Origin of the sequence: Thauera sp. GDN1 (assembly GCF_029223545.1) — a bacterium.
Taxonomy (GTDB): Bacteria; Pseudomonadota; Gammaproteobacteria; order Burkholderiales; family Rhodocyclaceae; genus Thauera.
Genome location: NZ_CP097870.1, coordinates 2,761,889 through 2,784,435, shown reverse-complemented (window position 1 = coordinate 2,784,435; position 22,547 = coordinate 2,761,889). Strand labels below are relative to the sequence as shown.

Below are 22,547 nucleotides of genomic sequence, written 5' to 3'. Positions count from 1 at the left end.
CCGGACGCAGCAGCGCCCGGGCCGCATTGCATTGCGCGCGGCGCCGCGTAGCGGATTCGAACTCGGCGCGAACCCGAGGCGAACCGGTTCCCGAGCCGCGCATGTCTGCAACCATGGAGTTCCGATGATGAAGCATTTCCCGAAGACCAAGATCCTGGCAGCGGTGGCCTTCACCACCCTGGCCAGCCTGGCCGTTCACGCCGGCGAGCGCGCCACGCCGCTGGAGGCGCGCACGCTGTTCGAGCAGGCGGTGAAGTACATGGACGCGAACGGCCCCGAGCGCGCCTTCGCCGCCTTCAACGACCGCAAGGGCGAGTTCGTGCGCAAGGACCTGTACGTGTTCGTGATCGACGACAAGGGCGTCTATCACGCCAGCGGCGCGGCTCCCGAGGCCCTGGTCGGCCTCACCGTGCTCAACACCACCGATGCCGCCGGCAACCCGCTGTTCCGCGAGATGATCGACCGCACCCGCGTCAGCCCGGAGGCGACGGTGCGCTACATGTGGCTGAACCGGGTGACGAACAAGGTCGAGCCCAAGGTGAGCTACGTGCGCAAGCACGGCAGCTACGTGCTCGGCGTGGGCTATTCGGCGCCGCGCGCCAGCGCCGACGATGCGCGTGCGATGCTCGAGCGCGCGGTGACACTGGCGCGCAGCGAGGGCCATGCCGCCGCTGCGGCGCGCTTCAACGATCGGCGCGGCGAGTTCGTCAGGGACGATCTCTATGTGTTCATGGTGGACATGGACAGCGGCCGCTTCGAGGCGATGGGGATGAATCCGGCGCTATCGGACACGGACGCACTCGGCCTGCGCGATGCCGCGGGCAACGCGCTGGTGGCGGAGATGATCGCCAAACTGCAGTCCGCGGACGAGGCGACGGTGGACTACGTCTGGCGCAACCCGGTGACGAACGTGGTCGAGCACAAGCGCTCGTACGTGCGTCGCGACGGGCGTTCGCTGATCGGCGTGGGGCATTACCTGGAATAGGGAGCAGGCGCTTGTTCCGGAACGCAACACATTCGTTGCGCTCCGGAACGTTCCATTGCTCACGGCAGGCGATGGCGGACGCCGCCGGCCTCGAAGATGCGGGCGAGTTCGCCCGAGCGCTGGAGGTCGGCGAGCGCCTTGCCGAGGGCGTCGGCGAGCGCGGCGCTGTCGGCCTTCACCGCCATGCCCAGCGGCCAGCCGCCGAGGCGCAGTTCGGGCATTGCCAGGGTGTCGAGGGCGACGCCCGGATGCGACGCGAGCGCGGCCTCGAGCTCGCTGCGCGTGCCCATCACCGCGGCGATCTCGCCCTTCTTCAGTGCCGCCGCAGCCTCGCCCAGGGTGCGGAAGTGCGCGACATTGGGCCGCAGCGCGCCGTCCATCAGGTTGAGCAGGAAGTCGCTGGCGTGGGTGTCCAGTTCCACGCCGATGCGCTCCTGCGTGAACACCGCGAAGCTCTCCGTCGCCGAGCCCGAGGGCGCCGGCACGCGCTCGGTAATGCGCGCCAGGGCCAGGGTCTCGAGGTGATAGGGGGCGAAGATCTTCACCTGGCGGTTGGCGGCGGCGAAATTCACGTCGACCGGCACGTGCAGCATCACGTCGCCCGGCTTGTGGCCGAGGTAGTGGCCGCGCCAGACCATGTTGCGCAGGTCGTCGTTCATGTTCTCGTCGGCGGGGAACTCGACGATCTGCGGCTGCAGCCCGAGGCGCTCGGCGAGCGCGCGGCCGAGGGCGACGTCGATGCCCTTGCCGGCTGCCGAGAAGGGCGCGAAGTTGGCATATACCGCCACCCGCAGCGTGCCCGGCTGCTGCAACTCGAGCTCGGCCGCCGCCGCCCGCACCGGGCTGGCGGCGAGCAGGGCGAGGGCGCCGGCGCCGAGCAGGAAGCGGCGGCGATCACTGTTGTTCATGGACCGTCTCCAGCCAGGCGCGGATCGCCCACATCGCCTCCTGGGTGAGCATGCCCTCGAAGGGCGGCATGTAGACCGCGCCGTTGCGGGTCACGCCGTTGCGCACCCTGCCGATGAAGAACTCGTCCATCTCGTCGCCCCGCTCCAGGAAGCGCAGGTCGGGGGCGATGCCGCCCGACACCGCGCCCAGCCCGTGGCAGCGCGCGCAGTTCTGGTTGAAGGCCGAGTCGCCGATGCGGATGGCGTCGGCGTTGTCGCGGTAGGGGTTGGCGATCAGCCATTCCTCACCGATCGGCTTCAGGCTGGAGGTATCCACCGCCTGCGGCGTGACGTCGCCGTGCGCGTGCGCGAAGGTGGCGGCGGCAGCGATGCCGAGGGTGGCGGTACCGAGGGCGAGTCGGCTGAACAGTGTCTCCGTCAAGGTTCTTGTCTTCACCTTGTTGATCCTCATGGCTGTGGTTCGAATCGGGTCTTGATCCGGTTCCTCCGGATGAACCCCTAACTGCAATCGGCGTGCCACCTGGGGGATAATCGCGCTGGAACGGCAGCCGCGCGGGCTTCTGTCCGGGGCGGATTTTTCAGGCTGGCAAGATTCCTGCTCAGGAGCCGGACGAACGGAGCACGCCGTTTGTTGCGAGACGGATCAAGTGCTACGTTGCGAATCGTGGAACCCAGAAATTCGAGGCAGCCGGCCGCGGGAATCGCGGCCAGGCCGCCCGGAGGAGACGAGAGGACTATGGGACAGTCATTCGCTGTCGACGCCGGTCGCGACCAGCGTTTCCAGTACGCGCGCAGGCGTTTTTTCGAGGAGGGCGAGTGTCCGGACGAGGGCGTGCCGGCGCTGATCCTGAATTCCTGGCGGCGCTGCCGGGAGCTCGGGCTCGACAGCGCCAGTCGCGAGGCCCGCGCGCACTGCGAGCGCGCCCGGCTGGCGGAGGTGCGCGAGTGCAATGCACGCCTGGTCGAGCACGCCAGTGGCGTCATGGAGCATGTGTTCGAGCAGATCCGTGCCTCGGGCAGCATGGTCCTGCTGTCCGACCCGCAGGGCACGATCGTGCACAGCCTGGGCGATGCGGATTTCGTCGATCGCGCCAACCGCGTCGCGCTGCAGCCCGGCGCGTGCTGGAGCGAGGCGGCGCGCGGCACCAACGCCATCGGCACCGCGATCGCCGCCAATGCGCCGGCCGTGGTGCTGGGGGCGGAGCACTACCTGGATCACAACGGCTTCCTGTCCTGTACCGCGTCGCCGATCTTCGATCCGCGCGGCATGCTCGCCGGTGTGTTCGACGTGTCCTGCGACCAGCGCATGCACCAGCGCCACTCGCTCGGGCTGGTGCGGCTGTCCGTTCAGCTGATCGAGAAGCGCCTGTTCGAGACCGAGTTCGCCAACGAGATCCTGGTCGCCTTCCACGAGCGGCCGGAGTACGTCGGCAGCCTGCAGGAGGGCCTGCTCGCGGTCACGCCCGAGGGCGTGCTGGCCGGGGCGAACTCGATCGCACGCGAATGGCTGGCGCAGCGCCTGGAGGGCGGCGGTGCCTCCTTCGCGGAGCTCTTCCGCCAGGGCCTGGGCAAGATCGCCGACCGCGCGCAGAACTCGAGCGATGCGCTGATCCGCCTCGTGCTCCATGACGGTTCGCACCTGTACGTGCAGCTGCGCTCGCTGCGGCCGCAGATCGGCACCTTCGTCGGCGAGACGCGCAGGATCGCGGAAGCGGCGCGGGCGCCGCGTGCGGCACCGGCCGTCGCCGGCACGCGCTGCACGCTGGAATCGCTAGCCACCGGCGACGCCGGCATCGGGCGCGCGCTCGACCGGGCGCGCCGCATCCTCGGCAAGGACATCCCGCTGCTGATCCAGGGCGAGTCGGGCGTCGGCAAGGAGCTGTTTGCGAGCGCCTTCCACAACAGCGGGCCACGTGCCGACAAACCCTTCGTGGCGCTCAACTGCGCGGCGGTGCCGGAGTCGCTGATCGAGTCCGAACTGTTCGGCTACGTCGGCGGGGCCTTCACCGGCGCGCGCAAGGAAGGCGCGATCGGCAAGATCCAGCAGGCCCACGGTGGCACCCTGTTCCTCGACGAGATCGGCGACATGCCGCTCGGCATGCAGGCGCGGCTGCTGCGCGTGCTGCAGGAACGCTGCGTGACGCCGGTCGGCTCGGTGAAGTCGATCCCGGTCGACATCTCGCTGGTGTGCGCCACCCACCGCGTGCTGCGCGATGCGGTCGCGCGCGGCGAGTTCCGCGAGGATCTCTATTACCGGGTCAACAGCCTCACCGTCAGCCTGCCGCCGCTGCGTGAACGCAGCGACATCCGCTGCATCGTGGAGCGCATCCTCGAGCGCGAGGCGGCCGATGCCGGGCTGGCCGGCGTGCGCATCGGCGAGGAGGTGATGCGCTTCGTCGAGCGCTATTCCTGGCCGGGCAACGTCCGCCAGCTGCAGAACGTGGTCCGGGTCGCGGTCGCGCTGCTCGACGAGGGCGAGACCGAGATCCTGCCCAGCCATCTGCCGGAGGAGCTGTTCCTGTCCGATCCGGCCGCGTCCGAGGACACGTCGCGGGACCCGCATCGGTGCCTGCCTCGGCCGGCTGCGGCGCCGGTTGCGGGCGAAGGCCTGGCGCTGGCCTCCGACCGTCCCGGGGCGCGCCGTCTCGACCAGCTCGAGGTCGAACTCATCGAGCGCGTGATGCGCGAGGTGGGCGGCAACCTCTCGGCCGCCGCCCGCCTGCTGGGCGTCAGCCGCAACCGCCTGTACCGCAAATTGGGGCGCAGTGGCAATGGCACTGGCTGAGGAGGGTAATCCCAGGTTGACCTTCCATAGGCACGACTTATGCTTAGATTTGCATAGGTGCCTTGCCCCATGAGGCACCCGTGTGTCGTCGGAAACGGGATGTCCGAACCGGTGACCGACTGCATCAACCGATAACGATTGAGGAGACGATCGATGTGGAAAGCACTGCACATTGATCCCGCGAAGTGCACCGGCTGTCTGCAATGCGAGATGGCCTGCTCCTACGAGCACACCGGGGTCATCAATCCGAGCAAGTCTCGCATCAAGGTGTTCAACTTCGAACACGAGGGCCGCAAGGTGCCCTACACCTGCACGCAGTGCACCGAGGCCTGGTGCCTGAACTCCTGTCCGGTGGATGCGATCCGCATCGACCTGTCGACCGGCGCCAAGATGGTGTTCGAGGACACCTGTGTGGGCTGCAAGGTGTGCACGATCGCCTGTCCGTTCGGCACCATCAACTACAACCAGGACACCGGCAAGGTGCAGAAGTGCGACCTGTGCGAGGGCAACCCCGCCTGCGCCAGCGCCTGCCCGACCGGCGCCATCACCTATGTCGACGCCGACTGGACCGGCATCGACAAGATGCGCGCCTGGGCCGCGAAGGCCAATACGCCGGCTTCGGCCGCCGCCTGAGGAGGACACGTCATGGGTTGGAACAGAAAAGTCCTGCGGGTGAACCTCTCGGCCGGCACCTGTACGGAAGAAGCACTGAACATGAAGTGGGCCGACGAATACCTCGGCTCGCGCGGCCTCGCCACCAAGTACCTGGTGTCCGAGATCGACCCCAAGGTCGATCCGCTTTCGCCCGACAACAAGATGATCATGGCCACCGGCCCGCTCACCGGCACCATGGCCTCGACCGGCGGCCGCTACACGGTGATCACCAAGGGGCCGCTGACCGGCGCCATCGCCTGTTCGAACTCGGGCGGCTTCTTCGGCGCCGAGATGAAGTTCGCCGGCTGGGACATGGTGATCTTCGAGGGCAGGTCGGCTAAGCCGGTGTGGCTCTACATCGAGAACGACAGGGCCGAGCTGCGCGATGCCGCCGGCCTGTGGGGCAAGAGCTGCTGGGAGACCGAGGAGCACATCAAGGAAGAGCTGCAGGACCCGCTGGTGCGCATCTCCTCGATCGGCAAGGCGGGCGAGAACCAGGTGCTGTACGCCTGCATCGTCAATGACCTGCACCGCGCGGCCGGGCGCTCCGGCGTGGGCGCGGTGATGGGTTCGAAGAACCTCAAGGCGGTCGCCATCCGCGGCACCAAGGGCGTGTCGGGCATCAAGGACTTCGGCGCCTTCCTCAAGGCGACCAACGACGCGAAGAAGGTGCTCGCCGACAATGCGGTCACCGGCCAGGGCCTGCCCAAGTACGGCACCCAGGTGCTGATGAACGTGATCAACGAGATCGGCGCGCTGCCCACCCGCAACCATCGCGACGTGCAGTTCGAGGACGCCTCCAAGATCTCGGCCGAGGCCATGCACGAGAAGCGCGAGTCGGACGGCAAGACCCACCTCGTCACCAACGCCGCCTGCTTCGGGTGCACGATCGCCTGCGGGCGCATCTCCGAGATCGACAAGAACCACTTCACGGTCAAGAACAGCCCGAAGTACTGGGGCGCCTCCGGCGGCCTGGAGTACGAGGCGGCGTGGGCGCTCGGTGCGGCCAACGGCGTGGGCGACCTGGAGGCCCTGCAGTACGCCAACCTGATCTGCAACGAGCAGGGCATGGACCCGATCTCCTTCGGCGCCACCGTCGGCGCGGCGATGGAGCTCTACGAGTTGGGCATCCTCGACGACGACAAGATCGGCATGGCGGCCCCCTTCGGCTCGGCCGAGGCGCTGGCCAAGATGGTCGAGATGACCGCGCTGGGCGAGGGCTTCGGCAAGGAACTCGGCCTGGGCAGCAAGCGCCTGTGCGAGAAGTACGGCCGCCCCGAGCTGTCGATGAGCGTCAAGGGTCAGGAATTCCCCGCCTACGACTCGCGCGGCATCCAGGGCATGGGCCTGGCCTATGCCACTTCCAACCGCGGCGCCTGCCACCTGCGCGGCTACACGGTCGCGTCCGAAGTGCTCGGCATCCCGGTCAAGACCGATCCGCTCACCACCGACGGCAAGCCGGCGCTGGTGAAGGCCTTCCAGGACGCCACCGCGGTGTTCGACTCGGCCGGCATCTGCGTGTTCACCAGCTTCGCGTGGACCCTGGCCGACGTGCAGCCGCAGGTCGCCGCCGCGTGCGAGGGCGACTGGAGCATGGAGAAGCTGAACGAGGTGGGCGAACGCATCTGGAACATGGAGCGCATGTTCAACAACGCCGCCGGCTTCACCGCCAAGGACGACAACCTGCCGCCGCGTCTGACCCAGGAGCCGGCCAAGACCGGTCCCGCCAAGGGCCTGGTCAACGGCCTGGCGAAGATGCTGCCCGAGTACTACCAGGTACGCGGCTGGACCCCCGCGGGCGAACCGACCGCCGAGACCCGGGCTCGTCTGGGTTTGTGATGCCGCAAGCGTACACGGGCGTCCTTGTGGGTGCCCGTGTACCGTTCGAGGACGCTCCAATGAAACACCTGATTCTCGGCAACGGCCCTGCGGGCGTCGTCGCCGCCGAAACCCTGCGCAAGGCCGCGCCGGCCGACGACATCCTGATGGTCGGCCACGAGGACGCGCCGCCGTATTCGCGCATGGCCATCCCCTATCTGCTCGAAGGCAACATCGACGAGCCGGGCACCTACCTGCGCAAGGGCGCCGACCATTTCGAGCGCCTGCGCATCCGCCAGCTGCGCGGTCGCGCGGTCGCGCTCAATACCGACAAGCGCACGGTGCTGTTCGACGACGGACACTTCGAGGACTACGACCGCCTGCTGATCGCCACCGGCTCGCATCCGGTGCGCCCGCCTATCCCCGGCGTGGACCTGCCCGAGGTGCAGACCTGCTGGACGCTGGCCGACGCGCGTGCGATCGCCGCCCATGCGAAACCCGGTGCGCGCGTGCTGCAGCTGGGTGCGGGCTTCATCGGCTGCATCATCATGGAAGCGCTCGCCAAGCGCGGCGTCCAGCTCACGGTGGTGGAGATGGGCGACCGCATGGTGCCGCGCATGATGACGCCCAAGGCCGGCGGCATGATCAAGCGCTGGGTCGAGGAGAAGGGCATCCGCGTCGTGACCTCGGCGGGCGTGCAGCGCATCGACCGTGGTAGCGAGGCGGGCGCCGACGCACCGCTGGCCGTGACGCTGTCCACCGGCGACCGCCTGGATTGCGATCTGGTCATCGTCGCCGCAGGCGTCGCGCCCAACGTCGGCTTCCTCGAGGAAACCCCGGTGCATGTGGCCAAGGGCGTGCTGGTCGACGAGCGCATGGAGACCTCGGTGCCCGGCATCTTCGCCGCCGGCGACGTGGCCGAGGCGCCCGACCTGTTCACCGGCGCCCACCTCGTCGCCGCGATCCAGCCCAACGCCGCCGACCAGGCCCGCATCGCGGCGATGAACATGGCACGCGGTGGCGCGGCGGCGCGCGACACGAAGCTCAATGGCGTGCTGGCGATCAACGTCCTCGACACCCTGGGCCTGATCTCCTCGTCCTTCGGCCAGTGGTGGGGCGAGAAGGCCGAAGCCGGCGGCAGCGGCGTGGAGATGATCGACGAGACCCGCTACCGTTACCTCAGCCTGCAGTTCAAGGACGACGTGATGATCGGCGCCACCTCGATCGGGCTGACCCAGCACGTCGGCGCGCTGCGCGGGCTGATCCACGGCCAGGTGAGGCTGGGCGACTGGAGGGCGCGTCTGCTCGCCAATCCGCTCGCCTTCGTCGACGCCTACGTCGCTCGCAGCCAGCAGCCGATGGCGCTTGCGCGTTGAGGGGGGGGGGCGAATGGAGACCCGCGTGACGATCCGCATCGCCTTCAAGCTCTTCGCCTCGCTTTCGGACTACCTGCCGGAGGGCCATCGCGGCAACCGGCTGGAGCTCGAGGTGGATGAGGGCACGACGGTCGCGGACATGATCCACCGCTACCGGGTGCCCGAGCGCAGCGCGCATCTGGTGCTGGTCAATGGCCACTTCGTGCCGCCTTCCGAGCGCGCCCGCAGGCGTCTGGCGGATGGCGACGAGCTCGCGATCTGGCCGCCGATCGCGGGCGGCTGAGCGGTGGCCTTCATCCACGGCCCGGTGCCCGAGTCCTTCGAGCGCCGGGTCACCGCCACGCCGCGCGAGTTCGAGCGCGACCTGCGCCAGGCCTGGCCGGCAGTGGAGGGCAGCGCGGCTGCGGCGCGCTTCAGCCTGCGCGACGGCACGCAGGAACTCGTCATCGACATCGAAGCCGCCGGCGTGCGCCGGCTGGGCCTGTTCGAATTGCCGCAACTCGACGTGCGCTACCGCTTCGCCCCCGGCGACGAGGCCATGCGCCGCGCCTTGCTGGCGAGGCTGGACCGCGCGATGCAGAAGGGCGGGGGCTGATCCCCGCCTCGACCAAGCTCTGGATATCCATAAATGAACAACGCTTATGTCGTCGGCCACATCACGGTGAAGAACGCGGAGATGTGGGCCGAGTATCGAAGCAGGGTGCCGGCGACGCTGACCCCCTGGGGTGGCGAACTCGTCTTCCGCGGCAAGCAGGTGGCGGCGCTGTCCGGTGCGAGCCCGCATGAGGACATCGTCGTGATCCGCTTTCCCAGCGTCGCGGCGGTGAATCACTGGTTCTCGTCGCCGGCCTACCAGGCCCTGATTCCGCTGCGCGAACAGGCCGCCGACGTGCTCCTGCTGTCCTACGAGAGCTAGGCGGGGGCGTCCCGCCGCGCCGTCCTCCAGACGGGGGACCGGGCGTTGCTGCCCTTCGGCTCATCCGCCTGCCATGCTCCGGCCGGCGCCGCGTTTCGGGTATGCTCCCCGCCGATGTCCGCCTTCGCCGCCACCTTCTCCGAAGCCATTTCGCTGCTCGCCAGATTCGACCACACCGTGGCGGAGATCGTGGTGCTGTCCCTGCAGGTCAGCGGCGGCGCGGTGGTGCTGGGCACACTGATCGGGTTGCCGCTGGGCGCCTGCATCGCGGTCGGACGTTTCCCGGGCAAGAACGCGCTGTCGGTGCTGGTCAATGGATTGATGGGCCTGCCCTCGGTCGTTGTGGGCGTGGTGGTGTATCTGCTGCTGTCGCGCTCGGGGCCGTTCGGCGGCTTCGGGCTGCTGTACACGCCGCTGGCGATGATCGTCGCCCAGACCCTGCTGGTCGTGCCGCTGATGGCGGCGATCACCCGCCAGGTGGTGGAGGACGTGTGGCAGCGCTACGCCGAGGAGCTGCAGCTGATGCGCTTCTCATGGTGGGACAGCGTGACCACGCTGCTCTACGACTGCCGCCACTCGCTGGTGGTCGCGGTGCTCGCGGGCCTCGGGCGGGCGATGAGCGAGGTGGGGGCGGTGATGATCGTGGGCGGCAACATCGATCGCGCGACCCGGGTGATGACGACCGCGATCGCGCTCGAGACCAGCAAGGGCGACCTAGCGCTGGCGATCGCACTCGGCATGGTGCTGATCGTGATCATCCTGGCGCTGAACGCATTCGCCTTCGTGCTGCGCCACTGGGCGATGCGGCGTTACGGCTGAGGCGGACGATGGCGATCTTTCCCCTGTGCATCCGCGACCTGCGTTACCGGCCCAACGGCCGCGAGGTGCTGGCCGGGATCGATCTGGAACTGGGCGACGAGGGCATCACGCTGGTGCTGGGGCCCAACGGCGCGGGCAAGAGCGTGCTGCTGCGCACGATCTGCGGCCTGGTGCAGCCGAGTTCGGGCAGCATGGTCTGGGGATCGGAACAGGGCGCTCGGCCGGCGCAGGGCGTGATGATGGTGTTCCAGCGCCCGATGATGCTGCGCGCCTCGGTGCTGCACAACGTGGCCCTCGGCCTCAAGCCCTTCGACCTGCCGCGGCGCGAGCGCGCAAGGCGCGCGCTGGCGATGCTCGAGCGCATCGGCCTGGCCGACCGTGCCGGCGACAGCGCGCGCCTGCTTTCCGGCGGCGAGCAGCAGCGCCTTGCGCTGGCGCGCGCGTGGCTGACCAGGCCTCGCCTGCTGCTGCTCGACGAGCCCACCGCCAGCCTGGACCCGTCGGCGAGCGCGGCGGTCGAGCGCATCATCCGCGAGATCCGTACCGATGGCACACGCATCCTGATGGTGACCCACAACCTCGGCCAGGCGACGCGCCTGGGCGACGACATCGTGTTCATGTCCGCCGGCCGGGTGTGCGAGCACACCGCGGTGCAGCCCTTCTTCGCGCGCCCGCGCTCCGAGGAGGCGCGCCTCTTCATCCAGGGCGAGCTGCCGTGGCGGATGAGGCTGTGAGCCGTCGCCGCGTGCCGCTGTCGGCGGTGGTGCTGTTCGTGCTGGCCGGGCTGAGCCTGGTGCCGGCGCTGATCTGCTTCGCCGGCGAAGGGGCTCGCCTGCATCCGGCGCTCGCCGACCCCATGGCCGGCCTCGCCTTCCTGGTGTCGGCGATCGCGCTCGCCGGTTCGGGGGCGTTTCCGCTCGTCTTCGCCCGTCTTGTGCGACGGGACGGTGGCGAGTAGGGGCGGAGTGTCGGAATTTCTTACGCTCGCGATCAGCGAATCCGATTGCAGCGGAGCGTTCTGGGGCGTTTTCGGTTCTGCGCCGTGATTTATGTCACACATGCCGGCCGAGCGCTTTGTCATTCTCGGCGGAGTTATTGCCCAGCTTGGGTTTCAGCAGGGTGAACTGTCGGTATTTCTTACACTCCGACGTCATGCGATCACGTGCCCGTATTATTCGCACGGGTTTGGCGGGGTGGCACGGGCGTTGCTTTGGGATAAGTGCCGTGAATGGGCCGAGAGGATGACATGAAAAAGAACACGCTCGTGGTGCTTGCGCTCGGACTGCTGGGGTCCGCCGCGGTCGCGGCACCCGTCCCGGTGCAAGTGACCGACGTCGCGGCCATCGGCAACGACAATCCGATCGGCAACGGCTCCACCCTGATCGCTGACGGCCTCTATCCGGTCGAGGGGAGCCCGTGGAATGGCCAGGAGAGCGCCTACTGGAAGGGCAACGGCAAGTCCATCACGCTGAGCTTCGACCAGGTGTACGAGCTTCATGACCTGGTGCTGTCGGTGGATGGCAACGACAGCTATCTTGTCGAGATCTCGAGCGACAGCATTTCCTGGTCGCAGTTGCTGCTGGTGCCCTTGGGGTGGGCCGGGGACGCCAGAGGGATGCAGACCCTGGACAGCCGTGCTGACACGTTCGATGGCTGGCTGTCTTCCGTCGGCGCGACCGACTTCGCGCCCGTCCTCGCGCGCCATGCGCGCATCAGTGCGGTCGGCGGCGACAACAGGTATGCGGTGGGCGAACTGGCCTTCTTCGGCATGCCCAGGCCGACGGCCCCGACGGGCGGGAATGGACCCGCGGAACAGGAGGCCGAGGTCATCCCTGTCCCCGAGCCGGGCATCCTGACCTTGCTGGCGGCGGGCCTGCTGAGTGCGGCCTTCGGTCTCCGGCGCCGCGCCTGATCAGGATGCCGACGCCTGCGGGCGTCGGGGCGTCGGGCAGTGGAACGCATCGGGGGGCACGATGCCCACGCGCTCAGGCCTTCCAGTGCCCCGACTTGCCCCCCAGCTTCTCCAGCAGCTGGATGCCCTCCATGCGCATGCCGCGATCGACCGCCTTGCACATGTCATAGATCGTGAGCAGGCCGACGTTCACCGCGGTCAGCGCCTCCATCTCCACCCCGGTACGGCCGACGGTTTCCGCGGTCACGGTGCAGCGGATGGCCGATTCGGCCTCGTCCAGATCGAACTCCACCGCCACCCGGGTGAGCGGGATCGGGTGGCAGAGGGGGATCAGTTCGCTGGTGCGCTTCGAGCCCTGAATGGCGGCGATGCGCGCGATGCCGAGCACGTCGCCCTTTTTCGCGCTGCCGGATTTCACCATCGCGAAGGTGGCGGGGAGCATCACGATGCGGCCGGTGGCCACGGCGACGCGGCGCGTCTCGGCCTTGGCGCCGACGTCGACCATGTGGGCCTGGCCGTCGGCGTCGAAATGGGTGAGGGGATTCGGGGTCGAGGAGGACATGGCTTCATGGGCGGGCGCCGGCAGATGAGCCGGAGCCGGGTCGGAAAGCGGGTTGGCGGGACTGGCCGCGGCGGTCGGGATGCACGCGCCGGCACGTCGCTACAGATCGATACACCCGGGCGGGAACACTGCCGGAGCGGCGGGTATCATAGCACCCGATGATGCGCCGACCTCTCGCCCTGCTGCTCAGCCTGGCGCTGGCTCTGCCCGCGCCGCTGCCCGCCCTGGCCTACGATCTGCCCGACCTGGGGGATGTGGCCGCGTCCGAGCTTTCGCCCGCGGCCGAGCGCCGCATCGGCGAGCAGATCATCAGCCAGATCCGCTGGCGTGATGCGGCCTACCTGGACGATCCCGAGGTCGAGGAGTACGTCGATCGCCTCGGCCACCGGCTGGCGGCAGCGAGCAACAGTCCGGCCCAGGATTTCGACTTCTTCGTGGTGCGCGACCCGACGCTGAATGCCTTCGCGCTGCCGGGTGGCTACATCGGCGTGCATACCGGCCTGCTGCTGGCGGCGCAGACCGAATCCGAGTTCGCCTCGGTGCTCGGTCACGAGATCGCACACGTCACCCAGCGCCACATCGCGCAGATCGTCGGCAAGCAGAGCCAGTCGGCGATGCTTATGGTGGCCTCGCTGCTGGTGGCGGTGCTGGCCGCGCGCAGCAATTCCGACGTCAGCCAGGCGGCGATCGCGGCGGGCCAGGCCGGCGCCATCCAGTCGCAGCTCGGCTACACCCGTTCCTTCGAGCGCGAGGCCGACCGCGTCGGGCTGGAGACGCTCGCCAACGCCGGACTCGACGTGCGCGGCATGCCCGGCTTCTTCGAGCGCCTGCAGCGCAACACCCGCGTGTATGAGAACAACGCCCCGGCCTACCTGCGCACCCACCCGCTGACCTCCGAACGCATCGCGGACATGGAGAACCGGGTGACGAGCATGCCCTACCGCCAGGTACCCGATTCGGCGGACTTCCGCTTCGTGCGCGCCAAGCTGCGCGCCAGTGCCGGGCAGCCGGCGGAGGCGGTGAAGGACCTGCAGGACCAGCTTGCGCGCACGCCTCGGGACGAGGCGCTCGAATACGGCCTCGGCCGTGCCTTGTTGCGTGCGGGGCGCCTCGACGAGGCCGATCAGCGCGTCACGGCCTTGCGCAGATCCGCGCCGGCCTCGCCCTGGCTGGAGGCGCTCGCGGCCGAGGTCCGCCTGGCGCGCAAGGATGCCACCGGCGCGGCGCGCATCCTGGAGGCGGCGCAGAAGCAGTTCCCGGCCAGCCGCAGCCTGTCCTATGCGCTCGCCGATGCCCGCATCCAGGCAGGGCAGGCGCGCGAGGCGGCCGCCGGCGTGCGGCGGATGATCGATACCCGCAACAGCGATCCGCGGCTGTGGCAGCTGCTGTCGCGCGCGCACGCCGCGCTCGGACAGCGCACGGCGCAGCACCGCGCACAGGCCGAGGTCTATGTGCTGCGCGGCAGTCTGCCGGCGGCGATCGAACAGCTGGAGATCGCGCGCAAGGCCGGGGATGGCGACTTCTACGAGCTATCCGCGGTCGATGCGCGGATGCGCGAGCTCAAGCAGCGCCTGCTCGAGGAAAAGCGCGAGCGCTGAAAGGGGCCCGTGGAACGGCAGCGCCCGCCAGTGAACCTGTGCCTTTCGACACCCGCCGGCATCCATTAGAATCCGGCGTTCTACTCAAACCAGGAACAGAGGACAAGGATGAATTTCGACAAGGAAGTGGATGCTCGCGGGCTCAACTGCCCCCTGCCTATCCTGCGCGCCAAGAAGATGCTGGCGGAGATGCAGTCCGGCCAGGTCGTGCGCGTACTCGCGACCGACCCGGGTTCGGTCAAGGACTTCCAAGCCTTTGCGCGCCAGACCGGCAACGAGCTGGTGCAGCAGGGCGAGACGGCCGACAAGGCGTTCGAGTTCTTCCTGAAGCGCAAGTAAGCGTCGGGTGTGCCCCGGGGGCGCCTGCGGCGTGCCCGGCGAGCGGACGCAGCTTGCGCGTTGCAGGGCTGTCGGGAAACGGGCGAAAGCCCGTTTTTCCATTGTGGCGCTGGCGTTCGGTAATCCGCGGGCGAGCCCGCTCCCACGGCGCGGACCGGATTCACCGTGGGAGCGGGCTCGCCCGCAAACGACAGCGCGTGACGGCCGGGCTCAGCCGCCGAGCTTGGCGAGCTGCGGCTTGAGCTTGTCCACCGTGGCCTTGAAGCCCGCCAGGCGGTCGCGCTCCTGCTGCACCACCGCCGCGGGGGCGCGGTCGACGAAGCTGGCGTTGCCGAGCTTGCCTTCGGCCTTGGCGATCTCGCCTTCCAGACGGGCGATCTCCTTGCCCAGGCGCTCGCGTTCCGCGGCGACGTCGATCTCCACCTTGAGCATCAGGCGCGTCTCGCCCGCGACCGCCACCGGGGCGAGCTCGTCGGCGCCGATCTCGTCGACCACCTGCACGTCCGACAGCTTGGCCAGACCCGCGAGGTAGGGTACGTACACCGCCAGCGCGGCCTTGTCGCCGGCCGCCACCAGCGGCAGGCGCTGGGCCGGGGAGATGTTCATCTCGCCGCGCAGGTTGCGGCAGGCGTAGATCATGGCCTTGAGCTCGACGACCTTCGCCTCGGACGCTTCGTCGATGCGGCTCATGTCGGCCTGCGGGTAGCGCACGCGCATGATGCTGTCGCCGTCCTTGCGCCCCGCGAGCGGGGCCACGGTCTGCCACAGCTCTTCGGTGATGAAGGGGAGCAGCGGGTGGGCGAGACGCAGCACGGTCTCGAGCACGCGCAGCAGCGTCCGGCGGGTGGCGCGCTGCTGCGCCGGGGTGCCTGTCTGGATCTGCACCTTGGCGAGTTCCAGGTACCAGTCGCAGTACTCGTCCCACACGAACTCATACACCGCGCGGGCGACGAGGTCGAAACGGTAGGCCTCGAACTGCTCGGCGACCTCGGCTTCGGTACGCTGCAGGCGCGACACGATCCAGCGGTCGGCGAAGGAGAAGTCGAGCACCTCGGTGGAGCAGGCGACATTGCCGCCGATGCCGCAGTCCTGGCCCTCGCAGTTCATCAGCACGAAGCGGGTGGCGTTCCACAGCTTGTTGCAGAAGTTGCGGTAGCCCTCGCAGCGCGCGAGGTCGAACTTGATGTCGCGGCCCGGGCTGGCGAGGCTGGCGAAGGTGAAGCGCAGCGCGTCGGTGCCGAAGGCGGGGATGCCCTCGGGAAATTCCTTGCGCGTCTTCTTCTCGATGCTCTGCGCCTGCTTCGGGTTCATCAGGCCGAAGGTGCGCTTCTTGACCAGCTCGTCGAGCGCGATGCCGTCGATGAGGTCGATCGGGTCGAGCACGTTTCCTTTCGACTTGCTCATCTTCTGGCCTTCCGCGTCGCGGATCAGGCCGTGCACATAGACGTGCTTGAACGGGATCTTGCCGGTGATGTGCCTGGTCATCATGACCATGCGCGCGACCCAGAAGAAGATGATGTCGAAGCCGGTGACGAGCACCGTCGACGGCAGGTAGAGGTCGAGCGCGTCGTTGCTCTTCTCGGGCCACTCGGCAGTCCAGTCGAGCGTCGAGAACGGCCACAGCGCGGACGAGTACCAGGTGTCGAGCACGTCGTCTTCCTGGCGCAGGTGGCCGGCGTCGTGGCGGGCGTGCAGCACGGCGAGGCGCTCGGCGATGGCGGGGTAGTCGTCGGCGGTCTGGCCTTCGCGCTGCCGGGCCTGGACCTCGGCGTTCAGCGCATCGATCTCGGCCTGCAGGTCGGCCTTCCAGGCGCGCAGGGCTTCCTCCTCGCAGGTGGCGACGTAGATCTTGCCTTCCTCGTCGTACCAGGCGGGGATGCGGTGGCCCCACCACAGCTGGCGCGAGATGCACCAGTCCTGGATGTTGTTGAGCCACTGGTTGTAGGTGTTGACCCAGTTCTCCGGGTAGAATCTGATCTCGCCGGAGGCAACGACTTCGAGCGCCTTCTCGGTGATCGACTTGCCGTCCACGCCCGGCCTGGACATGGCGACGAACCACTGGTCGGTCAGCATCGGTTCGATGACGACGCCGGTGCGGTCGCCGCGCGGCACCTGCAGCTTGTGCGCCTTGATGTCGACCATCAGGCCGAGTTCCTGCAGCTCCTCGACGACCATGTCGCGCGCCGGCACGCGATCCAGGCCGGCGACGCTGGCGGGCATGGGCACGCCTTCGAGGGTGATGCCGTCGGTGGTGTAGCGCTCGGCGACCGCGGGCACGCTGCCGTCGAGCTTGAGCACCACGATCATGTCGAGCTTGTGGCGCTGGCCGACGGCGTAGTCGTTGAAGTCGTGCGCCGGGGTGACCTTGACACAGCCGGTGCCGAACTCGCGATCGACATAGTCGTCGGCGATGATCGGGATGTGTCGGCCGGTCAGCGGCAGGGCGACGGTCCTGCCGATCAGGTGGGCGTAGCGCTCGTCCTCCGGATGCACCATCACCGCGACGTCGCCGAGCAGCGTCTCGGGGCGGGTGGTGGCCACGGTCAGACCCTTCAGCTCGCCGATCGGACCATCGGTGAACGGATAGAGGATGTGGTAGAGCTTGCCGTCTTCTTCCTCGGACACCACTTCGAGGTCGGACACCGCGGTGCCGAGCTTCGGGTCCCAGTTCACCAGGCGCTTGCCGCGGTAGATCAGGCCCTCGTTGTACAGGCGCACGAAGGTCTCGGTGACCGTGTTCGACAGGCCCTCGTCCATCGTGAAGCGCTCGCGCTTCCAGTCCGGGCTGGTGCCCAGGCGGCGCATCTGGCGGGTGATGGTGCCACCGGAGTACTCCTTCCACTCCCACACCTTCTCGAGGAACTTCTCGCGGCCGAGGTCGTGGCGGCTGACGCCCTGGGCGTCCAACTGGCGCTCGACGACGATCTGGGTGGCGATGCCGGCGTGGTCGGTGCCCGGCTGCCACAGGGTGTTGTCGCCGCGCATGCGGTGGTAGCGCGTGAGCGCGTCCATGATCGTCTGGTTGAAGCCGTGCCCCATGTGCAGCGTGCCGGTGACGTTGGGCGGCGGCAGCAGGATGCAGAAGGCGTTGGGGTTCGACTTGTCGAGTCCGGCGTCGAAGTAGCCGCGGGACTCCCATTCAGGGTACCAGCGACGTTCGATGTCGGCGGGCTCGAAGCTCTTGGCCAGTTCCATGATGTCTTTAGCGCGTGAAGGCAAAGCGCGGATTATAGCGGATGCGCCCGTCGGCCCCGTGCCCGTGCCGGGCGGAAAGTCGGCGGCATCAGCGCGGGGCAGCCATCTCCCAGTCGCACGTGGGCCAGCGCGGATCGCCGAATTGCGTCTGCATGAACTCGATCCAGGCCAGGACCTTGGTCGGCACCAGGCGTGGCGAGGGATAGACGGCGTGCATCGGCTGTGCAGGCAGCGCGAATTCCGACAGCAGCGGCACCAGCGCTTCGCGCGCGATGGCCGGGTGGGCGAGATAGGCGGGGAGGATGGCGATGCCCATGCCGGCGAGGGCGGCGGCGAGGATCGAGTCGACGTCGTTGGTGCGCAGCGGGCCGCGGACCGATACCGCCACGGCGTGTTCGTCCGTCGATTGGTAATGCCAGCGCTGGTCGTCCTGGACGCTGCTATAGACGAGACAGTCGTGGGTGGCGAGCGCTTCCGGCGTGGCCGGCATGCCCTGGCGTTCGAGATAGCTCGGGCTCGCCACCGTCACCCAGGGATTGAGCCCGAGCTGGCGGCTGCCGAGCGCGGAGTCGGCCAGCCGCCCCATGCGCACCGCCACATCGATGCCGTGTTCGAGCAGATTCAGGGTGTGGTCGTCGAGTTGCAGGTCGAAGCGCACGCCCGGGTTGCGTGCCATGAACTCGCGCGCGAGCTGCAGGATGACGTGGCGACCGAGGCCCGCGGGACAGGCGACACGCAGCGGGCCGGAGATGTCCTCGCCCAGGTTGGTGACCAGGCGGTCGGCGGCTTCCAGTTCGCGTTCGATGATCTTGCAGCGCTCGTAGTACAGCGCGCCCGCTTCGGTCAGGCGCATGCCGCGGGTGTTGCGGTTGAGCAGGCGCACGCCGAGGCGCGATTCGAGGGCGGCGATGTGCTTGGTCACGGTGGGTTGCGACAGTTTCATGTCGCGCGCGGTGCGCGAGAAGCTGCCGCTCTCGACGAGGCGGACGAACAGCTGCAGGCCGGTGAGCTTGTCCATGCGAAGAGGACCACGATAATGGATTATTGATTCTTTAGAAGAATAAGCGATATTCCTTATGCAGTGTTCTCGCATCCTCGGAATGGGGGCAAGATTCGCCGACGCCGATGCCCCCAAAAGCTTGTTGGCGGCTGCGGGTTTTCCCGTATGTGGCTTCTGGCCTTGTCCGTGGGCATCGGCTGAACATCTGGCGAAGCTGCGTGGGGCTCGGATGCCCGCGTGGTGGAGGATGGGCTCGGCATGTTGATTGCTGCGCTGCAGGAATAAGTCAGGGCTGCAAGACATTCATCACAAGAAGGGAAGGAGACACGATGAGCAAGACATTCACGCGACGCGACATGCTCAGGACCACGGCCGCGGGGGCGCTGGTGAGCGCGCCCTTCATCGGCAACGCGCAGGCCCAGGCCGGTACCACCTGGAAGGTGCAGTCGGTCTGGGACGCCGGCACCACCGGCTATCGCCTTTTCGAAGCCTGGTGCAACGGCTTCAAGGAGAAGTCGGGTGGCGAGCTGACCGTCCAGCCCTTCCCCGCAAAGGCGGTGGCGGCGGACAACAACTCGCTGTTCGATGCGGTGCGCAGCGGCGTGCTGCAGGGCATGAACCCGTTCACGCTGTACTGGGCGGGCAAGATCCCGGCCACCGTCTTCCTTTCCTCCTATCCCATGGGCCCGGACCAGCCGGCGCAGTGGGACACCATGTACTACGGCCTGGGCATGCTCGAGATGGCGCGCGAGATCTACGCCAAGCAGGGCCTGTACTTCGTCGGTCCCATCCACCACGACGCCAACATCATCCACTCCAAGGTGCCGATCCGCTCGGTCGACGACCTCAAGGGCAAGAAGATCCGTCTGCCGGGCGGCATGGTGGCGGAGGTCTTCCAGGCCTTCGGCTGCTCGACCGTGGCGCTGCCCGGATCGGACATCTTCCCGGCGCTTGAGAAGGGCACGATCGATGCCGCCGACTACGTCGGTCCGGCGGTGAACTACGACCTCGGCTTCCACCAGGTCACCAAGTACATCCTGTTCGGGCCGCCGGGCACGATGAGCGTATACCAGCCGGTGGACGTGATGGATCTCACCGTGAACATGGGTGCCTGGCGTCGCCTGAGCCCGAAGATGCAGCAGTTCGTCGAGGACCAGGTCAGGACCTACTCGGTGAAGCACTTCGTCGAGATCCAGAAGGCGAACATGGTGGCGATGACCAAGTTCCGCGAGGCGGGCTGCGAGGTGTCGCGCATGGGGCCGGACGACATCGCCAAGTTCCGCAAGGCGGCGATCCCGATCTGGTTCAACTGGGCGAAGAAGGACCCGGACGCCGCGCGCGTGTTCAAGCTGCAGCTCGAATACATGAAGAACGATCTGCTCGGCTACGTCACCGACGAGGATCTCAAGGGTCATTCCATCTGACGGGTGATCTGGCGCGGTGAAGCGCGGGACGGGTCGGCCGTGGCCGGCCCGTCCGATTTGCGGAGCAGGAGAGGATGGAAGAACTCAAGGGTTTCGGTTTCGTCATGCCCCATTGGGCCTACTGGGGCTGGCTGGCGGTGATGCCGCTGCTGCTGATCGCGGCTGCGCGTGCGAAGGGCATGCTGCCGCAGGTGAAGCACGCCGAGGATGCGAGCGCCTTCGAGCGCGCGGTCGACTGGCTGAGCGATCGCACCGGCATGTTCGTGGCGCTGTGGAGCGTGAATGCGGTGCTCGCGTACACCTACGAGGTGGTGATGCGCTACGCCTTCAATCAGCCCACGATCTGGGTGCATGAGAGCAGCTACCTGCTGTTCGGCATGCAGTACGTGATCGCCGGCGCCTACGGCCTGCTGCACGGCTCGCACGTTCGCGTCGATGTGATCTACACCAAGCTGTCGAAGCGCGCCCGCAGCGCGGTCGACGTGATCACCTCGGTGTTCTTCTTCGCCTTCGTGCTGGTGATGATCTCCACCGGCTGGCGCTTCTTCAGCGACAGCTACAACATGGGCGAGCGCTCGCTGGAGACCTGGCAGGTGCAGTACTGGCCGGTCAAGGCCACCCTGCTGCTGGGGGCGGTGCTGATCCTGCTGGCCGGCATTTCCCAACTGATCAAGGACATCCGCCGCTTCGAGCTGGCCTGTCAGGAGCACCACTGAGATGCAGAGCACGGTTGCACAACAGGCGAGGGGCAGCAGCCCCGCCTATCGGTACGGCGTGTATGGGACCGCCCTGCTGCTCGCCCTGGTGATGGCGGTGGAGGCGATCAACATCGCCTTCTACGATCCCTGGGGCGAGGATTATTTCCTGTTCCGCCTGCAGGGTGTGCTGGGTGCAGTGGAGATGGGCCCGCTGACCTGGATCATGTTCGGCTCGCTGTTCGTGCTGCTGATGGCCGGCCTGCCGCTGGCCTTCGTCGCCGGCGGCCTCGGCGTGGTCTTCCTCTATCTGGTGGGTGATTCGGCCATGCTCAACATGGTGCCGAGCCGCATCTTCCCGATGATGACCAACCCCGACCTGGCGGCGATCCCGCTGTTCATCTTCATGGCCACCATGCTCGAGCGTGCGGGCCTGATCGAGGAGATGTTCGACGCGGTGTACCAGTGGATGGGCGGGTTGCGCGGCGGCCTGGCGGTGGCCACCATCGTCGCCTCGACCATTCTCGCCGCCATGGTCGGGGTGGTGGGTGCGGCGATCGTCACCATGGGCATCATCGCGCTGCCGGCCATGCTCAAGCGCCACTACGACGAGCAGATCGCCCTCGGGTCGATCATGGCCGGCGGTGCGCTCGGCGTGCTGATCCCGCCCTCCATCCTGGCCATCCTGTATGCGGTGGTGGCGCAGCAGTCGGTGGGCGAGCTCTACGCCGGCAGCGTGATGCCCGGCCTGATGCTGTCGGGCCTGTACATCGCCTACGTGCTGCTGCGCGCCTACATGAACCCCGCGGTGGGCCCGGCGGTCCCGGTGGCCGAGCGCATCGACCTGGCCGCCAAGCTCAAGCTGCTGCGCGGGCTGGTCGCGCCGATCGCACTCGTCGTCATCGTGCTCGGCCTGCTGTTCACCGGCATCGCGACGCCGGTGGAAGCCGCCGGCCTGGGCTCGTTCGGGGCGATGATCGTGGCCGTGCTGCATCGGCGGCTCACGCTGGAGGGGCTGTTCGGCGCCAGCCTGTCGACGGTCAAGGCGACGGCGATGGTGCTGTGGATCATCTTCGGCGCGTCGATCTTCGTCGGCCTCTACATCCTCAAGGGCGGCCAGACCTTCATCACCGACACCCTGCTCGGCACCGGCCTGTCTCCCTACGGCATTCTGATGCTGATGATGGTGCTGCTGGTGATCCTGGGCATGTTCCTCGACTGGGTGGGCATCCTGCTGCTGGCGGTGCCGATCTTCGTGCCCATCATCAAGCAGCTCACCTTCGACGGCCTGTTCGGCCTGCCCGGGCCGAGTTCGGATCAGGTACTGGTGTGGTTCGGCGTGCTCTATCTGGTGAACATGCAGATGAGCTTCCTCAGCCCGCCCTTCGGCTACGCGCTGTTCTACATCCGCGGCGTGGCGCCGGCGTCGATCAGCATGGCGACGATCTTCCAGTCGTCGCTGGTGTTCCTGGGCATCCAGGCCCTCGCGCTGGTGCTGGTGGTGGTGTTCCCCGCGATCGCGACCTGGCTGCCTGGCCTGATGTACGGCAAGTAGCGTCGA

General features: G+C 67.9%; 22 protein-coding genes. 17 read left to right on the top strand and 5 right to left on the bottom strand.

Annotation, left to right across the window (positions count from 1 at the left end; translation table 11 throughout):
* Window positions 1–127 precede the first annotated feature (127 nt).
* Window positions 128–985 carry a cache domain-containing protein gene (locus CKCBHOJB_RS12755; RefSeq protein WP_348634870.1) on the top strand — a complete coding sequence of 286 codons (858 nt, stop codon included), beginning with the start codon at window positions 128–130 and terminating at the stop codon, window positions 983–985.
* 59 nt (window positions 986–1,044) lie between these two features.
* Here CKCBHOJB_RS12755 and CKCBHOJB_RS12750 read toward each other — a convergent pair whose 3' ends face one another.
* Entirely contained in the window at window positions 1,045–1,893 is an 849-nt protein-coding gene (locus CKCBHOJB_RS12750; RefSeq protein WP_281049046.1) for a transporter substrate-binding domain-containing protein, read from the bottom strand.
* Window positions 1,880–2,329: a cytochrome c-550 PedF gene (pedF, locus tag CKCBHOJB_RS12745; protein ID WP_281049045.1), complete on the bottom strand. Its 450-nt coding sequence runs from the start codon at window positions 2,327–2,329 to the stop codon at window positions 1,880–1,882. Before pedF ends, CKCBHOJB_RS12750 begins: the two co-directional genes overlap by 14 nt.
* Window positions 2,330–2,629: 300 nt before the next feature.
* Here pedF and CKCBHOJB_RS12740 point away from each other — a divergent pair, with 300 nt between their 5' ends.
* From CKCBHOJB_RS12740 to CKCBHOJB_RS12690, 11 genes are all read left to right on the top strand, one after another.
* Window positions 2,630–4,678 carry a sigma-54-dependent Fis family transcriptional regulator gene (locus tag CKCBHOJB_RS12740; RefSeq protein WP_281049044.1) on the top strand — a complete coding sequence of 683 codons (2,049 nt, stop codon included), beginning with the start codon at window positions 2,630–2,632 and terminating at the stop codon, window positions 4,676–4,678.
* Window positions 4,679–4,831: 153 nt separating this feature from the next.
* On the top strand, window positions 4,832–5,311 hold the full coding sequence (locus CKCBHOJB_RS12735) for a 4Fe-4S dicluster domain-containing protein (protein ID WP_020687811.1): 480 nt from the start codon (window positions 4,832–4,834) through the stop codon (window positions 5,309–5,311).
* 12 nt (window positions 5,312–5,323) lie between these two features.
* Entirely contained in the window at window positions 5,324–7,171 is a 1,848-nt protein-coding gene (locus tag CKCBHOJB_RS12730; RefSeq protein ID WP_281049042.1) for an aldehyde ferredoxin oxidoreductase family protein, read from the top strand.
* Between the two features lie 59 nt (window positions 7,172–7,230).
* On the top strand, window positions 7,231–8,526 hold the full coding sequence (locus tag CKCBHOJB_RS12725) for an FAD-dependent oxidoreductase (protein ID WP_281049041.1): 1,296 nt from the start codon (window positions 7,231–7,233) through the stop codon (window positions 8,524–8,526).
* Between the two features lie 13 nt (window positions 8,527–8,539).
* Window positions 8,540–8,809: a MoaD/ThiS family protein gene (locus CKCBHOJB_RS12720; protein WP_281049040.1), complete on the top strand. Its 270-nt coding sequence runs from the start codon at window positions 8,540–8,542 to the stop codon at window positions 8,807–8,809.
* A gap of 3 nt (window positions 8,810–8,812) precedes the next feature.
* A complete protein-coding gene (locus tag CKCBHOJB_RS12715) occupies window positions 8,813–9,121 on the top strand; it encodes a hypothetical protein (protein ID WP_281049039.1) in 309 nt (102 codons plus the stop codon).
* A 33-nt stretch (window positions 9,122–9,154) separates the two neighbouring features.
* Entirely contained in the window at window positions 9,155–9,442 is a 288-nt protein-coding gene (locus tag CKCBHOJB_RS12710; RefSeq protein ID WP_281049038.1) for a DUF1330 domain-containing protein, read from the top strand.
* 114 nt (window positions 9,443–9,556) lie between these two features.
* Complete coding sequence (locus CKCBHOJB_RS12705; RefSeq protein ID WP_281049037.1) at window positions 9,557–10,261, top strand: ABC transporter permease; 705 nt, start codon at window positions 9,557–9,559, stop codon at window positions 10,259–10,261.
* Window positions 10,262–10,269: 8 nt separating this feature from the next.
* On the top strand, window positions 10,270–10,995 hold the full coding sequence (locus CKCBHOJB_RS12700; protein ID WP_281049036.1) for an ATP-binding cassette domain-containing protein: 726 nt from the start codon (window positions 10,270–10,272) through the stop codon (window positions 10,993–10,995).
* A complete protein-coding gene (locus tag CKCBHOJB_RS12695; RefSeq protein ID WP_281049035.1) occupies window positions 10,992–11,219 on the top strand; it encodes a hypothetical protein in 228 nt (75 codons plus the stop codon). Before CKCBHOJB_RS12700 ends, CKCBHOJB_RS12695 begins: the two co-directional genes overlap by 4 nt.
* A gap of 288 nt (window positions 11,220–11,507) precedes the next feature.
* Window positions 11,508–12,173, top strand: a complete 666-nt coding sequence (locus CKCBHOJB_RS12690) for a PEP-CTERM sorting domain-containing protein (protein WP_281049034.1) — start codon at window positions 11,508–11,510, stop codon at window positions 12,171–12,173.
* A gap of 73 nt (window positions 12,174–12,246) precedes the next feature.
* On the opposite strand, the gene moaC is transcribed toward CKCBHOJB_RS12690, so the two are convergent.
* Window positions 12,247–12,735 (bottom strand): cyclic pyranopterin monophosphate synthase MoaC, encoded by a 489-nt coding sequence (gene moaC, locus CKCBHOJB_RS12685; protein WP_281049033.1) that lies wholly within the window; start codon window positions 12,733–12,735, stop codon window positions 12,247–12,249.
* A 158-nt stretch (window positions 12,736–12,893) separates the two neighbouring features.
* Between moaC and CKCBHOJB_RS12680 the strand changes: the two genes are divergently transcribed.
* Both CKCBHOJB_RS12680 and CKCBHOJB_RS12675 read left to right on the top strand, forming a co-directional pair.
* Window positions 12,894–14,333, top strand: coding sequence for a M48 family metalloprotease (locus CKCBHOJB_RS12680; protein ID WP_281049032.1), 1,440 nt, complete (start codon window positions 12,894–12,896; stop codon window positions 14,331–14,333).
* Window positions 14,334–14,441: 108 nt separating this feature from the next.
* Window positions 14,442–14,672: a sulfurtransferase TusA family protein gene (locus CKCBHOJB_RS12675; RefSeq protein WP_281049031.1), complete on the top strand. Its 231-nt coding sequence runs from the start codon at window positions 14,442–14,444 to the stop codon at window positions 14,670–14,672.
* A gap of 210 nt (window positions 14,673–14,882) precedes the next feature.
* Here the strand turns inward: CKCBHOJB_RS12675 and CKCBHOJB_RS12670 are convergent, their stop codons facing one another.
* Window positions 14,883–17,867 (bottom strand): valine--tRNA ligase, encoded by a 2,985-nt coding sequence (locus tag CKCBHOJB_RS12670; RefSeq protein ID WP_281049030.1) that lies wholly within the window; start codon window positions 17,865–17,867, stop codon window positions 14,883–14,885.
* Window positions 17,868–17,955: 88 nt separating this feature from the next.
* Window positions 17,956–18,885, bottom strand: coding sequence for a LysR family transcriptional regulator (locus CKCBHOJB_RS12665; protein ID WP_281049029.1), 930 nt, complete (start codon window positions 18,883–18,885; stop codon window positions 17,956–17,958).
* A gap of 311 nt (window positions 18,886–19,196) precedes the next feature.
* On the opposite strand from CKCBHOJB_RS12665, the gene dctP reads away from it, so the two are divergent.
* The 3 genes from dctP (at window position 19,197) to CKCBHOJB_RS12650 (ending at window position 22,541) form a co-directional block, all read left to right on the top strand.
* Window positions 19,197–20,291 carry a TRAP transporter substrate-binding protein DctP gene (gene dctP, locus CKCBHOJB_RS12660; RefSeq protein ID WP_281049028.1) on the top strand — a complete coding sequence of 365 codons (1,095 nt, stop codon included), beginning with the start codon at window positions 19,197–19,199 and terminating at the stop codon, window positions 20,289–20,291.
* 74 nt (window positions 20,292–20,365) lie between these two features.
* The gene (locus CKCBHOJB_RS12655) at window positions 20,366–21,007 is read left to right on the top strand and encodes a TRAP transporter small permease subunit (protein ID WP_281049027.1); all 642 of its coding nucleotides are present in this window, start codon (window positions 20,366–20,368) and stop codon (window positions 21,005–21,007) included.
* Window position 21,008: 1 nt separating this feature from the next.
* Window positions 21,009–22,541: a TRAP transporter large permease subunit gene (locus CKCBHOJB_RS12650; protein WP_281049026.1), complete on the top strand. Its 1,533-nt coding sequence runs from the start codon at window positions 21,009–21,011 to the stop codon at window positions 22,539–22,541.
* Window positions 22,542–22,547: the final 6 nt, after the last annotated feature.

Excerpts from the sequence above, each read along its gene's own strand:
- CKCBHOJB_RS12755 (WP_348634870.1), top strand. The coding sequence starts at position 128 with ATGAAGCATTTCCCGAAGACCAAGATCCTGGCAGCGGTGGCCTTCACC.
- CKCBHOJB_RS12655 (WP_281049027.1), top strand. The coding sequence starts at position 20,366 with ATGGAAGAACTCAAGGGTTTCGGTTTCGTCATGCCCCATTGGGCCTAC.
- CKCBHOJB_RS12735 (WP_020687811.1), top strand. The coding sequence starts at position 4,832 with ATGTGGAAAGCACTGCACATTGATCCCGCGAAGTGCACCGGCTGTCTG.
- CKCBHOJB_RS12710 (WP_281049038.1), top strand. The coding sequence starts at position 9,155 with ATGAACAACGCTTATGTCGTCGGCCACATCACGGTGAAGAACGCGGAG.
- dctP (WP_281049028.1), top strand. The coding sequence starts at position 19,197 with ATGAGCAAGACATTCACGCGACGCGACATGCTCAGGACCACGGCCGCG.
- CKCBHOJB_RS12690 (WP_281049034.1), top strand. The coding sequence starts at position 11,508 with ATGAAAAAGAACACGCTCGTGGTGCTTGCGCTCGGACTGCTGGGGTCC.
- CKCBHOJB_RS12720 (WP_281049040.1), top strand. The coding sequence starts at position 8,540 with ATGGAGACCCGCGTGACGATCCGCATCGCCTTCAAGCTCTTCGCCTCG.
- CKCBHOJB_RS12740 (WP_281049044.1), top strand. The coding sequence starts at position 2,630 with ATGGGACAGTCATTCGCTGTCGACGCCGGTCGCGACCAGCGTTTCCAG.
- CKCBHOJB_RS12705 (WP_281049037.1), top strand. The coding sequence starts at position 9,557 with ATGTCCGCCTTCGCCGCCACCTTCTCCGAAGCCATTTCGCTGCTCGCC.
- CKCBHOJB_RS12665 (WP_281049029.1), bottom strand. The coding sequence starts at position 18,885 with ATGGACAAGCTCACCGGCCTGCAGCTGTTCGTCCGCCTCGTCGAGAGC.
- CKCBHOJB_RS12700 (WP_281049036.1), top strand. The coding sequence starts at position 10,270 with ATGGCGATCTTTCCCCTGTGCATCCGCGACCTGCGTTACCGGCCCAAC.
- CKCBHOJB_RS12650 (WP_281049026.1), top strand. The coding sequence starts at position 21,009 with ATGCAGAGCACGGTTGCACAACAGGCGAGGGGCAGCAGCCCCGCCTAT.
- CKCBHOJB_RS12675 (WP_281049031.1), top strand. The coding sequence starts at position 14,442 with ATGAATTTCGACAAGGAAGTGGATGCTCGCGGGCTCAACTGCCCCCTG.
- CKCBHOJB_RS12670 (WP_281049030.1), bottom strand. The coding sequence starts at position 17,867 with ATGGAACTGGCCAAGAGCTTCGAGCCCGCCGACATCGAACGTCGCTGG.
- CKCBHOJB_RS12750 (WP_281049046.1), bottom strand. The coding sequence starts at position 1,893 with ATGAACAACAGTGATCGCCGCCGCTTCCTGCTCGGCGCCGGCGCCCTC.
- CKCBHOJB_RS12725 (WP_281049041.1), top strand. The coding sequence starts at position 7,231 with ATGAAACACCTGATTCTCGGCAACGGCCCTGCGGGCGTCGTCGCCGCC.
- moaC (WP_281049033.1), bottom strand. The coding sequence starts at position 12,735 with ATGTCCTCCTCGACCCCGAATCCCCTCACCCATTTCGACGCCGACGGC.
- CKCBHOJB_RS12680 (WP_281049032.1), top strand. The coding sequence starts at position 12,894 with ATGATGCGCCGACCTCTCGCCCTGCTGCTCAGCCTGGCGCTGGCTCTG.
- CKCBHOJB_RS12730 (WP_281049042.1), top strand. The coding sequence starts at position 5,324 with ATGGGTTGGAACAGAAAAGTCCTGCGGGTGAACCTCTCGGCCGGCACC.